The following is a 16658-nucleotide window of genomic DNA, read 5'->3' on the forward strand; positions in this document are numbered from 1 at the left end:
ATTTTTTTATTTTACTTTAACCCAAACTTTCAACATAATTTTTTTATTAAAAATCTTTTCTATTGCAACTCGTGATTCAATACAAATTTTTTTAATTATTCCTAATATAATATTTTTTTGACTATTACGTTTAACAATTATTAATGCATATATATGAATAATTTTTAATGTATTAATTATTTTTTCTAATTTAACATTTATAAAATAAGGAATTTCAGAATGTAATTTATTTATTATTTTTTCTCTAATTAATTCAGCTATTAAAAAACTTTTATTTTGATCTGTTTTCTGATAAGCTGGAAAACAATGATTGTTATTAGGTAAATGAGATATTATTAAAGATTCAAGTTCTTTAATACCTATACCTAATTTTGCAGATATAGGTATTATTTCAGAACATTTTATTTTTTCATATAATGTTTTAACCCATGGTAATAAACTTTGTTTATTTTTTATCCAATCAATTTTATTAATTACAATAATAATTGATATATTAATTTTTTTAATATGTTGAAATAATAATTGTTCTTCTATATTCCAAGACATACGATCAATAACAAATATTACGCAATCTGCAATCTTAATAGCATTTATCCATATTTGATTATTTTTTTTATAATCTTTTTTTATTACACCTGGAGTATCTAAATAAATAGTTTGGATTGTACCTGTTGTTTTTATTCCTATTATTTGTTTACGAGTAGTTAATCTATGCCGTGAAGTAATAGAAATTTTATGGCCTAAAATTCTATTAAGCAAAGTAGATTTCCCTACATTAGAACTTCCTACTAAAGTTACTAAACCACAAATGTTATTCATTTAATATCTTTAATAAACTATTTGCTGATTTTTGTTCAGCATTACGTCTATTATAACCAATCCCAGTAGTTATATATTTTTCTACGCAACATTTTACTAGAAAATTTTGTTCATTTTTTCCATTTAATATATATATTATTTCATAAATTGGTAATTTAATCTGTCTATATTGTAAATATTCTTGTAATTTAGTTTTAGGATCTTTAATAAAATTTGAACTTTTTATTTTTTTTAAACGGTTACGAAATAAACTTAATACAACTTTTTTAGTTGGATTAACACCTCCATCTAAATAAATAGCACCAATCAGTGCTTCCATAGTATCGGCTAATATAGATTCATTATTTTGTAATTTTATTTTTTTTAATCCAAAATTTATATATTTTCCTAACTTTAATTCATTAGATAATTTAGCTAGAGTTTTACTTTGTACTAAATCAGCACGTACTTTTGATAAGAATCCTTCTCTAAATTCAGGAAAATTAATTAATAAAGCTTCTCCTATAATAAAAGTGATTAGAGAATCACCTAAAAATTCCATTCTTTCATTATTATAATAATAACTAATACTACGGTGATTCAACGCTAATTTTAAATTATTTTTATTTTTAAATTTATAACCTATTACGTTTTCTAGAAAGGTAGTCTTCATAATTTGTAAAGGTTCAAAAATAAATGAATTTGTAAAATTAACTAATAAAAAAACAGGAAATAAAGATCTAGAATATGAATTAAAATATATTTTTTTTTAATAAAGACAATAATATTTTTTTATTACTTTCTATACTTACACTTTTTTTCATACGTTTTTTACCTTCTTTTTGTTTTTCAAGTAATTTTTTTTTACGAGTAATATCACCTCCATAACATTTTGCAGTAACATTTTTTCTTAGTGCTTTTATTATTGATTTTGCTATTATTTTATTACCAATAACTGCGTTGATGTTAATATTAACTAATTGTTTAGATAATAATCTTTTTATTTTTTCTATAAACTTTTTACCTTGTTTATATGCTTGATCAAAAGGAACAATCCTAGTAAAAGCTGAAATACGATTATTATTTATTAATATATCTAAACGAACTAATTTATATTTTTTAAACCGATAAAATTCATAATCTAATGATGCATAACCTTTAGAAACTGATTTTAGCCTATTAAAAAAATTTTTTATTACTTCAGCCATAGGTAATTCGTAAATTAATTTAATATAATTTTTAATTAAAATCATATCAATTTGTGTTCCCCTAAATTTAATACATTCTTTAATAACTTTACCTACATATTCTTTAGGTACTAAAATTCTAGCAAGTACTAAAGGTTCATATATCAATTTATAATTTTCTGGAATTTTAGATGGATCAGAAATATATTTGATTTTCCCATTTTTTAATTTAATTTTATATTCAACAGTTGGTAAAGTTATTATTAATTTTATACCATATTCACGTTCTATACGTTCCTTGACTATTTCTAAATGCAACTTTCCAAGAAAACCAATACGAAAACCACAACCATAAATCTTAGAATTTTCTGGTATATAATTTAAAGAATCATCATTTAGTGCTAATTTTTCTATAGCGGTTCTAAAATGTTTATGATCTTTTATATTTGCTGGATATACGCCTGCAAAAATTTTTGAATTAATTTTTTTAAAACCTGATATTAAAGGGACATTCTTAGTATTTGCATGTGTAATTGTGTCGCCAACTGGTGCTCCATTAATATCTTTTATCCCAGCAACGATAAAACCAACTTCTCCTGCACTTAATTTACAAGTTAAATAACGCTTTGGGCTAAAAAAACCTAATGTGTTAATATCCCAAATACGTCCTGTAGATTTAATAATAATTTTATCACCTTTTTTTATAGTTCCATCAAAAATTCTAATTAAAGATATTACACCAAGATAATTTGTAAACCAAGAATCAATAATTAAAGCTCTTAACGGTTTATATGGATTACCTTTTGGGCATGGAATATATTTTATTAATTTTTCTAATAAAATATTAATACCTAAACCAACTTTAGATGATATACAACAAACCTTACTAGATTTAATAGTAAATATTTTTTCAATGTTTTCAATTGTATATTTAGGATAAGATTGAGGTAAATCTATTTTATTTACAACTGGAATAATTTTTAAGCCACGTTTTACCGCTGTATAATAATTAGTTAAAGATTGAGATTCTATACCTTGTGATGCATCAATAATTAATAAAGCACCTTCACATGCATATAAAGATCTTTCAACTTCATAAGTAAAATCAACATGTCCAGGTGTGTCAATTACATTAAATCTATATTTTTTTCCTTTTTTACTTTTATATAATAATGTTACTGCTTGTGATTTAATTGTTATCCCACGTTCACGCTCTATATCCATAGAATCTAAAATTTGATCTTTAAAATTTCTTTGGTATAATAAACCACCACAAAGTTGAATAACTCTATCAGCTAAAGTAGATTTTCCATGATTAATATGTGCAATAATTGAAAAATTACGAATATATTTTGGTGTTTTAAACATAATAAAAACTAATTATTTTTTTTAAATTTTTTTATTGTTTTATATAATCTTTTCATACCTTCTTCAATTTCTTCATTAGAAATTATTAAAGAAGGAGCTAACCTTAATATATTCTTCCCTGCATTTAATAACATTAACCCATTTTCAAAAGCTAGTTTTAAAATCTCTCTACCTTTGTTTAGGTAATTTTTATTTAATTCTATACCAATAAGCAAACCAAGCCCTCGTATTTCTTTAAATATATCAAATTCTAAATTAATTCTTTTAATATGATTTTTAAATAAATAATGTTTTTTAACAACTCCACTTAATACCGAACTAGAAGAAATTATATCAAATGCAGTATTACCTACAGCACAAGCTAATGGATTCCCACCATATGTTGAGCCATGTGTACCTAAACTAAATACTTTCCCTACTTTATCAGTAGTCAGCATCGCTGCCAAAGGAAAACCACAACCTAAAGATTTTGCTAAAGTAATAATATCTGGTCTAATATTATAGTGCATATAACTAAATAGTTTACCTATACGTCCCATTCCACATTGGACTTCATCAAATATAAGTAATGCGTTATATTTATCACATAAATAACGTAATTCTTCTAAAAAATAATATTCTGCTACGTTTATACCACCTTCACCTTGTATTGGTTCTATAATAACAGCACTTGTATAAGTATTGATTAATTTACGAATACTATTTAAGTTATTAAATTCAGCGTGTCTTATCCCTAAAGGAGCAGGTCCAAAACCTTTAGAATATTTTTTTTTTCCTCCTACATTTACAGTAAAAAAGGTACGACCATGAAAAGCTTTTTTAAAAGAAATAATTATATTTTTTTGGGAACCAAAAAATTCATAAGAATAACGTCTAGCTAATTTTAATGCAGCTTCATTAGCTTCTGCCCCACTAGAACAAAAGAAAACCTTATCAGCGAAAGTTTTTTTTACTAATTTTTTTGCTAAACATAAAGCAGGTTCATTAGTATAAAGATTAGATAAATGCCATATTTTATCAGCTTGTTCTTTTAATGCTGAAATTAGTGCTGGATTACTATATCCTAACGCATTAACTGCTATTCCACCTGCAAAATCAATATATTCACTACCATCTTGAACCCAGATTTTACTACCCTGCCCCTTAACTGGAATTTTATTTTGAGGTGAATAAACTGGTAGTATATAATTATAAAAATCTTTTATATTTGGAATAATATTCATAGTTTTCTATTTAATTATTTTTTTATTATTTTATGTTATATTTTAACATATGTTTATTAAAATCAATAACTAACAATATCTAACAATAACTAATATCTAACAATAACTAATATTGATAACATTCTAATTAATCTAATGAATAAATTATATAATAAATGGGGAAAAGGTATCCCTTTTTCCATTATGATTCCTCCTCCAAATGTTAACGGTAAATTGCATATGGGTCATGCTTTTGAATATACATTAATAGATACAATTATACGTTATAAACGTATGCAAGGTTATAAGACCCTATTGCAATTTGGAACTGATCATGCTGGGATAGCAACACAAATTTTAATTGAAAATAATCTTGCTAAAAATAAAATCTCTCGTCTTACTTTGGGAAGAAAAATTTTTATAAAAAAAACATTTAAATGGTGTAATTATACTATACCTAAAATTATTTTACAAATGAAACGGCTAGGTATAAGTGTTGATTGGAAAAAAGAACGATTTACTATGGATTATGGTTTTTATCAAACAGTGCAGGAAGCTTTTATTAAATTGTATAAAGAAGGATTAGTTTATAGAGGAAAAAGATTGATAAATTGGGATCCAATTTTATTTACAGCTCTATCAGATATAGAAGTTGAAAATATTGAATCAAAGGGTAAATTATGGTATATACGTTATCCTTTATTAAATAATATAAAAACTATTGATGGAAAAAATTATTTATTAGTTGCTACTACCCGGCCTGAAACCCTTCTAGCAGATACTTTTATTGCAGTTAATCCTAAAGATAACCGTTATAAAAATTTAATAGGTCAATGTGTGAAATTACCATTATTAGGTCGTGTATTACCAATTATTACTGATGAAATTGTTGATATACAGTTTGGTACAGGGTGTGTTAAAATTACACCTGCACATAATTTTATTGATTATAAAATTGGTAAACGTAATAACAGTCTCTTAATAAATATATTTACTAAGAAGTTTAGAGTTCGAAAAAAAGCAGAAATATGTAAATTTAAATCAGGTAAAGTTTTAAATTATAATTTTATTAAATTACCAAAATCATATGTTGGGTTGTCTATAAATTTATTACGTAAAAATATAGTTAATGACTTATTAAAAAATAATTTTTTAGAAAAAAAAATAGATAATTATATATTAATGTTGCCGTGTGGTGATCGTTCCGGGGCCGTAATTGAACCATTACTTACAGATCAATGGTTTGTTTCTATTAAAAGTTTAGCTAATTTAGCTATTAATGCAGTAAAAAACGAGAATATAAGGTTTATACCAAAAAATTATGAAAAAATATATATAAATTGGATGTATAATCTTAAAGATTGGTGTATTTCTCGGCAATTATGGTGGGGACATAGAATCCCAGCTTGGTTTGATGATAATAATAATATATTTGTTGGACGTAATGAAGAAGAAATAAGAAATAAAAATTTTATTAATTTTACAACTAAATTATATCAATCTGGTGATGTTTTAGATACTTGGTTTAGTTCAGGATTATGGACTTTTAGTACTATTGGCTGGCCTCAAAATACATATTATTTTAATTTATTTCATCCATCTAGTGTTTTAATTACTGGTTTTGATATTATACCGTTTTGGGTTTCTCGTTTGATAATGATGTCCATTAAATTGACTAATGAAATACCATTCAAAAAAGTGTATATACATGGTTTAATTAGAGATAAAATTGGACAAAAAATGTCAAAATCTAAAGGTAATGTTATAGATCCGCTTGATTTAATAAATGGGATTGAAAAAAATAAATTAAATTTTGGTGCTGATGCTTTAAGATATACATTTTTATCTATATCTTTACCAGGTAAAGATATAAATTTTGATATAGGAAGATTAAAATGTTATAGTAATTTTTGTAATAAGTTATGGAATGCAACAAGATATGTTAGATCTAAATCAGAAATTTATAATAATAATTATTATTATAATTATTTTTATTGGGAAAATTTAAATTCGATAAATAGATTTATTATTTCAATTTTACAAAAAACTAAAAAAAAATTTTCTAATTATTTAGAAGAATATCGTTTTGATTTAGCATCTCAAATTCTTTATGATTTTGTATGGAATGAATATTGTGATTGGTATTTAGAATTTTCTAAACTAATTTTTAATAGTAAATATATCTTAGTTAAACTTAGTACAATAAATACATTAGAATATGTATTAAAAGAAATTTTATTATTATTGCATCCTATGATTCCTTTTATTACTGAAGAATTATGGAAAAATATACAATATAAAAATAAAAAAACAATAATTCTTAATCAATCTTGGCCTAAGATAGATAAAAATAAAATTGATGAAAAAGCTATATCTGATATAGAATTTATAAAAAAATTTATTAGAAATATACGTTATATGCGTGCATCAATAAATATTGATAACTTTAAAATAATAAAAATTTTTTGTTCTAAAATAAAAATTCTTTATAAAAAATTATTAAAAAAATATAATTTTTATATATGCAAACTAGCTAAAATTCAAATTATAAATTATTATGAACCAAAAAATATTTCTTGCTTATCAAAAAATATTGAAAATATGATGATAATACATATCCCATATTCAAATTGTAAATTTCTTATAAAAGACAAAGAATTGAAAAAACAAAAAAAATTAATTAAAATTTTAGAAATTAAATTAAAAAATAAAAATTTTATTAATAAAGCTCCTAAATATGTAATAAAAAAAAATAAAATTAAATTAAAAAAAGCTAAATATTTAATTAAATTAATTGGTAAAAATAAATAAAAAAAAGGATAAAATTTATTAATATTTCTGATGAAGCTTTAAAAGGTAATTGGTCTGTTATATTTTTTTATCCTGCTGATTTTAGTTTTGTATGTCCTGCAGAACTTTTAGATTTATCTGAAAATTATTCTAAATTTAAAAATCTAGGTGTTGAAATATATAACACACTATACCCACAAAGTCTGGAATGAGAGCTCTTCTACTATTTCTAAAATCAACTTTCCGATGATTGCAGATCCAGCAGGTCTTCTTTCTCGGAATTTTAACGGTCTTATTGAAGAAACAGGTTTATCTGAACGGAAAATAAAAATAGATTACTAAGCATCCAGATGAGTTTGGTCCAGCAAATTGGAAAGAAGGATCAAAAACGTTAAAACCTAATATAGATTTAGTAGGAAAAATATAATATATGTCTTTACTAATTACAAATGATTGTATTAACTGTGATGTGTGTGAACTTACCTGTCCAAATAATGCTATTTTTCCAGGTGAAGAAATTTATGAAATTAATCCTGAATTATGTAATGAATGTATTGGTTTTTTTAACCATCCACAATGTCAACAAGTTTGTCCAGTTGCTTGCATCATTCCTCAACAACGTAATCCTTGAGATAATTTCCTAGTTATTTTTAAGACATTACTAATTGCTTTTTTAGGTTTACAACAATATTTTTCTATTTTTTCTAATAAAGCTGATCCCACTACAACTGCATCACTAATATTTGCTAGTTTTTTAACTTGTTGTAGATTTCTAATCCCAAAACCAACTGCAATTGGTAAATTTGTATATTTCCGTATTATTTTGACTGATTTTTCTACTTCCTCAACTTTTGGAGCAATTCCTCCTGTAACTCCATTTATTGAAATATAATAAATGTATCCTGAAGAATTTTTTAATATCAAAGGTATTCTATTTGCATTTGTGTTTGGTGTAATTATACGTATAAAATCAATTCCCTGTTTTATTGCTGGGATACAAACTTCTTTATCATGTTCTGGTGGTAAATCAACTATTATTAACCCATCAACTTGAGCTGTATAAGCATCTTTAATAAAATTTTTTACTCCATATCTATAAATAGTATTATAATATCCCATCAAAATTATTGGTGTTTTATTATCAATAACACGAAAACTTTTTACCAATTCAAATGTTTTTTTTTGATTATGTCCACTATATAATGATCTTTGCGTTGATTTTTGTATTATTTCACCATCAGCAATAGGATCTGTAAAAGGCATCCCCAATTCTATAATATCAGCTCCTGCTTTAGGTAAATTTTTTATTAATTCTAAAGACTGGTCGTAATTTATATCCCCGGCAGTTATGAAAGTTACCAAAGCAGTTCTTTTCTTCTTGTATAATTTTTCAAAACAAATTTTTATACGTTTATTAATAATCATTAACAATGCTCACTTATAATTGATATATCCTTATCGCCTCTACCACTCATATTTACTAATATAATAGTTTTCTTTGATAATCTGGGAGCTATTTTACTAACATACGCTAAGGCATGAGCTGATTCTAAAGCTGGTATTATACCTTCTAAATAGCAACATTTCTTAAAGGCATCAAGAGCTTCATTATCAGTAACAGATACATAATCAATCCGCTTACATTTATAATAATAACAATGTTCTGGCCCTACCCCTGGATAATCCATTCCTGCTGAAATTGAGTGAGCATCTTTAATTTGACCATCTTGATTTTGTAAAAGATAAGTACGATTACCATGAAGAATTCCTGGGACACCTCCAGTCAGGCTAGCTGCATGTTTCCCTGTTTCAATTCCCTTTCCCCCTGATTCTACTCCTATCATCCGTACATTCTCCTTTATCATTGGATAAAATAAACCCAAGGCATTAGATCCCCCACCAATACAAGCAACTAATATATCAGGAAGTTTCCCTTCAATTTTAATAATTTTTTCACGGACTTCATAACCAATTATAGATTGAAAATCACGAACCATAACAGGATAAGGATGTGGGCCTGCAACTGTCCCTATAATATAAAATGTATTTTCTATATTATTTACCCAATCTCTTAATGCTTCATTCATAGCATCTTTTAATGTCCCCTTACCTGAAGTTACAGGTACTACCTTAGCACCTAATAATTTCATGCGATAAACGTTTGTTTTTTGACGTTTAACGTCAGTCAAACCCATATAAATCACGCACCTCATACCAAATCTGGCCGCTACAGTTGCAGTTGCTACTCCGTGCATTCCAGCACCTGTTTCTGCAATAATTCGATTTTTACCTAACCGTTTTGCTAATAAGATTTGACCAATACAATTATTTATTTTATGTGCACCTGTATGGTTTAAATCTTCTCTTTTGAAATATATTTTAGCACCACCTAAGTTTTGAGTAATTCTATCAGCTAAATATAATGGACTTGGTCTGCCTATATAATTTTTTTGATAATATAATAATTCATTTCTGAATGAGTTATCTACTTTAGCTGATTGGTAAGTTTTTTCAAGCTCTATTATTAAAGGCATTAGGGTTTCTGATACAAAACGACCACCAAAATCACCAAATAAACCTTCATCATTAGGTAGATTATTCATTATTAATCCTTAGTATTTTTTTTTACTTAATTTATATTTTATAATTTTTTATATTATTTACTAGTATTTATAATATAATTAATATTAACAAACTATTGATTAACTATTTAAATTTTTTTTTATAATGCAAATAAAAAAGTTACCAATAATTATAAATTTTCAATATGAAATTAATATTAATAATATAATTAAATTAATTATACCAAATGAAAAAATAATTTTTTCTTGGATTTATTTAGTTTTTCAACAACATTATAAAAAAAGACATAAATATTTTAAAGAATTAACTATACGTTTTGTTGAATATAAAGAAATTTATATACTTAATAGCTATTATCGTGGGATAAATAATTTAACAAATATACTTTCTTTCCCATATGAAGCACCTCCTGGGATTAAAATACCTTTAATAGGTGAAATAGTAATAACTCCAAATATAATTTTATATGAATCATTACAAAAAAATAAATCTTTTATAGCTCATTTTGCTCATATAATTATCCATGGGTGTTTACATTTAATTGGTTTCAATCACAACAATGAAAATGATGCTGCTAATATGGAAAATATTGAATACTCAATATTAGAACAAATAAAATTCAGTTAATAAAACAAAATTTAATATATATGAAAAATCCATTTTATTATATAGATATTGAACAAGAAGCACAAAAGTTTTGGGAAGATAATAAATGTTTTGAAACAGTAGAAGATATTAATAAAGAAAAATTTTATTGTTTATGTATGTTTCCATATCCCAGTGGTAATTTACATATAGGGCATGTACGTAATTATACAATAGGAGATGTAATCTCTCGTTTACAACGTATGCTAGGAAAAAATGTATTAAATCCGATTGGCTGGGATGCTTTTGGTATGCCAGCAGAAAATGCTGCAAAAAAAAATATTATTTCTCCTAAAAAATGGACATCTGCAAATATTTTTTATATGCGTAAACAACTTAAAAAGTTAGGTTTTTCTTATAATTGGGGTAGAGAAATAACAACATGTAATTTCAAGTACTTTCGTTGGGAACAATGGTTTTTTATTAAATTGATAGACCATGGTTTAATATATAAAACTAATGCGAGTGTTAATTGGGATCCTGTTGATAATACTATTTTAGCTAACGAACAAGTAATCAAGGGTATTGGATGGCGTTCTGGGGCAAAAGTTGAACGTATAAAAATTCCAATCTGGTTTCTTAAAATTACAGATTATGCTGAAGAACTTTTGAAAGGTTTAGAAAATCTAGATTGGCCAGAGTCTGTAAAAAAAATGCAAATTAATTGGATTGGTAAATCTAAAGGAATAGAAATTTATTTCAAAGTTCTGGCTTCTGTTCCTAACTTTTTATCTAATTTGAAAGTTTTTACAAAACGTCCAGATACACTATTTGGAGTTACTTATATAATCTTAGCTCCAGATCATCCTTTAGTTGAATTAGCTGCACAAAATAATAAAAAATTAATGAATTTTTGTAAAACTTTTCGTATAGGTGGAAATTCTTCAGTAGAATTATTAAATAAGGAAAAAATTAGCTTATATATAGGATATAAAGTCTTACATCCAATTACCAATGAATATTTACCAATCTATGTTTCTAATTTTCTTATTATGGAATATGGTACTGGGGCAGTAATGGGGGTTCCTGCCCATTATCAAATAGACTGGGAATTGGCATATAAGTACGGATTACCAATAAAACCAGTAATTTCAGATAAGAATGGGATTCTTCCTGAGATTTCTAAAAAAGCATATACCAAATATGGATTCATTATAAATTCAGGTATATTTGATAAATTAAATTTTTTTGAAGCATTTGATTATATTAATAAATATATAAAACAAATAAAGTGTGGAGTTATTAAAAATCATTTTAGGCTGCGTGATTGGGGTATTTCCCGACAAAGATATTGGGGGACTCCGATTCCTATAAAGTATGGTCCAAAAGGAGAAACAGTCCCGCTTACAGATAAAGAATTACCGGTTTGTTTACCAACCGAGTTGAGTTTTAATAGTAAGTTAGATAATTTTAATTTAAAAAAAATACCATCTTTTTACGAGTTAGGAAATGGATGGGTACGTGATACGGAGACTTTTGATACTTTTATAGAATCGTCTTGGTATTATGCACGTTTTTGTAGTTACAATAATAAAAAATCGATTCTTGATGCAAGGGTAAACTATTGGTTACCAGTTGATATGTATATTGGTGGGATTGAACATGCAATTTTGCATTTATTATATGCTAGGTTTTTCCATAAATTAATGCGGGACTTTGGCTTCTTAGAGTGTGATGAACCATTCAAAAAATTAATTACTCAAGGCATGGTTATTACTCCCACCTACTATAGAAAAATACATGGTAAAAAAGAATGGTTTAGCCCTTTAGATATAAAGTTAAATAAAGATAAAAACACAGGTCAAATTATAGCAACTTTAATTAAAGATGGTGGCTCTGTTATAAGTAGCGGTATTGAAAAAATGTCTAAATCAAAAAATAACGGAGTTGATCCTAAAACTATAATTGATAAATTTGGTGCAGATACATTACGCTTATTCATTATGTTTTCCGCACCTACAGAACAATCACTTATTTGGTCAGAAACTGGAATTAAAGGTGCTTACCGATTTCTCAAACGTTTATGGAATCTAGTTCATATACATATATCTAAATATTTTTCAAAAAATAATAAAATAAAAATCTCATCATTAACCCCCTCTCAATTTATTTTATATCGCAAAACCCAGAAAACAATAAAAAAAGCTACTGAAGATATGATCTTTCGGCATACGTTTAATACTGTAATAGCAAAAGTAATGGAATTAACTAATTTAGTATCACGTTTTCTTGATTATAGTATCCTGGGGTTATCTGTAATTAGGGAAGCTTTGAAATCTATTATATTAATAATGTCACCAATCGTTCCGCACATTACCCATGTATTATGGAAAAAACTGGGATACGAACATCCCGTTATTGATGCAAATTGGCCAAAGTTTAATAAACAATGCTTATTAGAAAAATTAATTACCGTGGTTGTACAAATTAATGGAAAGTTCCGTAAAATATTAAAATTCCCTATAAATTATGGTCCCAAAAAACTGGCAATCGGTATTTTATCCTCTAAACATATAAATTGTTACCTAATAGGAAAACTCATTAATAAAATTATTATCGTACCAGAAAAAATAATTAATATAGTAGTTAAAAAATGAAGATATTTTCTTATCAGCTTTCTGAGTATTTAAACAACAATTTCTCTACCCTTTATCTTTTATCTGGATCTGAACCTGTGGTATATCTGGAAGTCTGTGACATGATTCGTGCAAAATTTACTTCATTAGGTAGGGTATATCGTAAAGTACTATATATAGAAAAAGAAAAAAGCTGGAGCAAACAACTATTGAAAGTCTCTACTAATTTATCACTTTTTGCCATACTTAAGCTCATAGAAATACAATTTCTTAGACTCCCACCCAATCTTCAATATATTAAAAATCTTCATAAGCTATTAAAGAGTAATAATATTTTTTTATTGATTATGATTCCACATTTAGATTATAAAATACAACAAACAAAATGGTTTAAAGATCTAGAAGCAATTAGCGTTTTTGTACCTCTTCCAGAAATAGAAGATATTTCTGGTTGGATTTTTAATCGAGCAGAAAAAAAACATAAAATCAGTCTTAATATAGATGCTCTCTCACTTTTAAACCAGCGTTTTGAAGGTAATTTAATTGCCTTGGATAAATTAATATCCAATAACCCTAAGTTTTTAAAGGCACAGGATATATTAAAGACTCTTCCGGATAATTCACGATTTAATGGAATTGATTTGCTGGATGCTTGTATTTTAGGTGACCCGCTTCGCTGCATATGTATTATTCAATTCTTGCAACTCTCAGATTTTGATGTATCTATTATTTTATGGAATTTAATTAGTGAATTCCGTATATTTATATTTAAAGCAGTGGGTATAAAAAAAATAAATAAAAAACATAAAAAAGCACTACAAAGGTTATCTATTTCTTCCATACATAATATGTTTTTATTTGCTCAATATTTAGACAATGCCATTAAACATAAACATGAGCATAATATCCTTTGGGTATTCTTGAATAATTTAGTTCTAATGTTAGCAGGAGCTCTTAAACCTTATGAATAGTAGTACCTAATGTTGAAAAAGCTGCTTCGTGTATTGCTTCTGAAAGGGTAGGATGAGCAAAACATGTTAATGCCAAATCCTCAGCACTTGAACTAAATTCCATTGCAATAACACCCTGAGCAATTAATTCACTAGCATTTTGGCCCATTATATGAACCCCTAAAATTCTATCATTTCCAGCATCTACCATTATTTTAACCATACCTTGTAGTTCATTATTTGCCTTAGCTCTTCCGCAATTGGAAAACGGAAAAATCCCTACTTTATATTTAATTCCTGCTGATTTAAGCTGCTGTTCAGTTTTTCCCACCCAAGCAATTTCTGGGCTTGTGTAAATCACCCATGGAATAGTCTCATAATTTATCTGTACATTATTACCAGCTATATTTTCAGCTACCATAATACCTTCTTGTGCAGCTTTATGTGCTAACATAGGACCCCTAACTACGTCTCCTACAGCATAAATTCCTGGTATACTTGTTTTACATTGTTGGTCAACTTTGATAAATCCTTTATCATCTAACTCTATCCCGCTACTTTTATCTATTAGCTTATGTGTATAAGGTATCCTACCTACACAAACTATCAACTTATCAAAAATTAAGCTCTGCTCACCAAATTGATCCATAAACTTAACTTTAACTTCTTTATTTTTAACTTCGCAACCCATAATACGCACATTTAATTTAATATTTAACCCTTGTTTTGTTAATATTTTTGATATTTCTTTAGCTAAACTTTCATCTACAGCTGGAAATACTTGATCTAATGCGTCCAATATAGTAACCTTGCTGCCAAGTCTGCTCCAAACTGAACCTACTTCTATCCCAATAATACCTGCTCCTATTATACCTAGGCGATTAGGTACATCCTGTAAACTTAATGCAGCTGCTGAGTCTATTATTGTATGTCCATTGAATGGAGCTTGCTTAATGCTGCTAGGAATAGATCCAGAAGCAATAATAATATTCTTAGCTTTAAAAATACTCTTTTTTCCGTTGTGATAAACTTCTACTTTTTTTTCATTTAAAATCTTACCAGTTCCTTTCAATACTGTAACCCCATTAGTTCTAAACAAAGCATCAATTCCATTAATTAAACTATAAACAATTTTATTTTTATGCCTTATCATCTTTTTTATATCGATCCTAAGCTTCTCAATCTTAATACCTAATTCTTCGAATTTATCCCTCGCCTCAATAAACTTATGTGATATTTCTAATAATGTTTTTGAAGGTATACATCCAACATTTAGGCAAGTCCCCCCATAAATCATTCTTCCATCTTCTTTGACCCATTTTTCAACACAAGCTGTTTTTAGCCCTAATTGGGCAGCTCTGATAGCCCCAACGTACCCTGCTGGACCTGCACCAATAACAAGTACATCAAATTTAGCTTCCATATTTATCTCGTTCATTTAAATATTTAATATAAACCGTATAGGGTTTTCTAAAAGCTCCTTAACTAAATTTAAAAATTGTACTGCATCCTTCCCATCAAGTATACGATGATCATAAGACAACGCTAAATACATCATCGGACGTATAACTATTTCTCCATTTAAAACTACTGGCCGGTTTTGAATTTTGTGCATGCCCATTATCGCTGTTTGAGGGGGGTTAATAATAGGAGTAGAAAAAAGAGATCCAAATACCCCCCCATTACTTATAGTAAAAGTTCCACCAGTAATTTCTTTAATACTTAATTTTCCATTAATACCACGTCGCCTGTAATCCATAATTAATTTCTCAATATCTACTATTTCCATAGACTCAGTATTTCTTAATATTGGAACAACTAAACCCCTCTTGGTAGAAACTGCTATTCCAATATCTTGATAATTATGATAAATAATTTCTTTAGCATCAACATCAATAAATGCATTAACTTTAGTAAACTGTTTTAGCGCCACAGTACAAGCTTTTACAAAAAAACCCATTAATCCTAGCTTCGTACCATGTAGTTCTTTAAATAGTTCCCTATATTGTGAGCGTATCTCTCTTATCTTACTCATATCTACTTCATTATAAGTAGTTAACATTGCAGCATTTTGCGCTTTTCCTATCCGTTTAGCCATCGTCTGCCGTAATCGGCTCATCTTTACCCTTTTTTCTCCGACTTCTTTATTAGAAGATATTTCTTTATTAGAAGATATTTCTTTATTAGAAGATATTTCTTTATTAGAAGATATTTCTTTATTAGAAGATATTTCTTTATTAGAAGATATTTCTTTATTAGAAGATATTTCTTTATTAGAATATATTTCTTTATTAGAATATATTTCTTTTTCTACAACAATAATACCTAGCACTTGCTCTGATTTACATGGCTTACCTGCTGGAATCTTTATATCTTTAATAATTCCTTCTGCTGGTGACACAACCTCTAGCAATACTTTATCAGTTTCTACTTCAACAATATTTTCATCTCGTGAAATTTTTTCCCCAGGTTTTTTATACCACTTAACAACTGTACCTTCATTTACTGATTCAGGAAAGCTAGGAGCTTTTATATCTATATATTTAATGTTAATTATCC

13 protein-coding genes and 1 pseudogene are annotated in these 16658 nt (G+C 26.8%); 6 read left to right on the forward strand and 8 right to left on the reverse strand.

Annotated elements, in window-relative coordinates; translation table 11 throughout:
- Positions 1–6: 6 nt before the first annotated feature.
- The 4 genes from era to PAD_RS00350 all read right to left on the reverse strand — a co-directional run bounded on the left by era (position 7) and on the right by PAD_RS00350 (position 4576).
- The gene (gene era, locus PAD_RS00335) at positions 7–819 is read right to left on the reverse strand and encodes a GTPase Era (protein ID WP_219848752.1); all 813 of its coding nucleotides are present in this window, start codon (positions 817–819) and stop codon (positions 7–9) included.
- Entirely contained in the window at positions 812–1471 is a 660-nt protein-coding gene (rnc, locus tag PAD_RS00340; protein WP_219848753.1) for a ribonuclease III, read from the reverse strand. The genes era and rnc overlap by 8 nt, the downstream gene beginning before the upstream one ends.
- Positions 1472–1550: 79 nt before the next feature.
- Positions 1551–3353 (reverse strand): translation elongation factor 4, encoded by a 1803-nt coding sequence (lepA, locus tag PAD_RS00345; protein WP_219848754.1) that lies wholly within the window; start codon positions 3351–3353, stop codon positions 1551–1553.
- A gap of 8 nt (positions 3354–3361) precedes the next feature.
- A complete protein-coding gene (locus PAD_RS00350; protein ID WP_219848755.1) occupies positions 3362–4576 on the reverse strand; it encodes an acetylornithine/succinyldiaminopimelate transaminase in 1215 nt (404 codons plus the stop codon).
- A 135-nt stretch (positions 4577–4711) separates the two neighbouring features.
- On the opposite strand from PAD_RS00350, the gene PAD_RS00355 reads away from it, so the two are divergent.
- The 3 genes and pseudogenes from PAD_RS00355 (at position 4712) to PAD_RS00365 (ending at position 7976) form a co-directional block, all read left to right on the forward strand.
- Positions 4712–7366: a valine--tRNA ligase gene (locus PAD_RS00355; RefSeq protein ID WP_219848756.1), complete on the forward strand. Its 2655-nt coding sequence runs from the start codon at positions 4712–4714 to the stop codon at positions 7364–7366.
- A pseudogene (locus tag PAD_RS00360) lies at positions 7363–7772 on the forward strand (redoxin domain-containing protein). The gene PAD_RS00355 and the pseudogene PAD_RS00360 overlap by 4 nt, the downstream one beginning before the upstream one ends.
- 3 nt (positions 7773–7775) lie before the next feature.
- Entirely contained in the window at positions 7776–7976 is a 201-nt protein-coding gene (locus tag PAD_RS00365; protein ID WP_219848757.1) for a YfhL family 4Fe-4S dicluster ferredoxin, read from the forward strand.
- On the opposite strand, the gene trpA is transcribed toward PAD_RS00365, so the two are convergent.
- Positions 7958–8770 (reverse strand): tryptophan synthase subunit alpha, encoded by an 813-nt coding sequence (gene trpA, locus PAD_RS00370; protein ID WP_219848758.1) that lies wholly within the window; start codon positions 8768–8770, stop codon positions 7958–7960. The genes PAD_RS00365 and trpA overlap by 19 nt on opposite strands.
- The gene (gene trpB / locus PAD_RS00375) at positions 8770–9948 is read right to left on the reverse strand and encodes a tryptophan synthase subunit beta (protein WP_219848759.1); all 1179 of its coding nucleotides are present in this window, start codon (positions 9946–9948) and stop codon (positions 8770–8772) included. Before trpB ends, trpA begins: the two co-directional genes overlap by 1 nt.
- 124 nt (positions 9949–10072) lie before the next feature.
- Between trpB and ybeY the strand changes: the two genes are divergently transcribed.
- Genes ybeY through holA form a run of 3 tightly spaced genes read left to right on the forward strand, consistent with a single transcriptional unit; the run spans position 10073 to position 14120 of the window.
- The gene (ybeY, locus tag PAD_RS00380) at positions 10073–10555 is read left to right on the forward strand and encodes an rRNA maturation RNase YbeY (protein ID WP_219848760.1); all 483 of its coding nucleotides are present in this window, start codon (positions 10073–10075) and stop codon (positions 10553–10555) included.
- A 20-nt stretch (positions 10556–10575) separates the two neighbouring features.
- The gene (gene leuS, locus PAD_RS00385; protein ID WP_219848761.1) at positions 10576–13170 is read left to right on the forward strand and encodes a leucine--tRNA ligase; all 2595 of its coding nucleotides are present in this window, start codon (positions 10576–10578) and stop codon (positions 13168–13170) included.
- Positions 13167–14120, forward strand: coding sequence for a DNA polymerase III subunit delta (gene holA, locus PAD_RS00390; RefSeq protein WP_219848762.1), 954 nt, complete (start codon positions 13167–13169; stop codon positions 14118–14120). Before leuS ends, holA begins: the two co-directional genes overlap by 4 nt.
- On the opposite strand, the gene lpdA is transcribed toward holA, so the two are convergent.
- Positions 14104–15522 (reverse strand): dihydrolipoyl dehydrogenase, encoded by a 1419-nt coding sequence (gene lpdA / locus PAD_RS00395; protein WP_219848819.1) that lies wholly within the window; start codon positions 15520–15522, stop codon positions 14104–14106. The genes holA and lpdA overlap by 17 nt on opposite strands.
- A gap of 15 nt (positions 15523–15537) precedes the next feature.
- A complete protein-coding gene (gene sucB, locus PAD_RS00400; protein ID WP_416352732.1) occupies positions 15538–16647 on the reverse strand; it encodes a dihydrolipoyllysine-residue succinyltransferase in 1110 nt (369 codons plus the stop codon).
- Positions 16648–16658 lie beyond the last annotated feature (11 nt).

Source organism: Candidatus Portiera aleyrodidarum (assembly GCF_000953295.1).
In the GTDB taxonomy this organism is placed as follows: Bacteria; Pseudomonadota; Gammaproteobacteria; order Johnevansiales; family Johnevansiaceae; genus Portiera; species Portiera aleyrodidarum_A.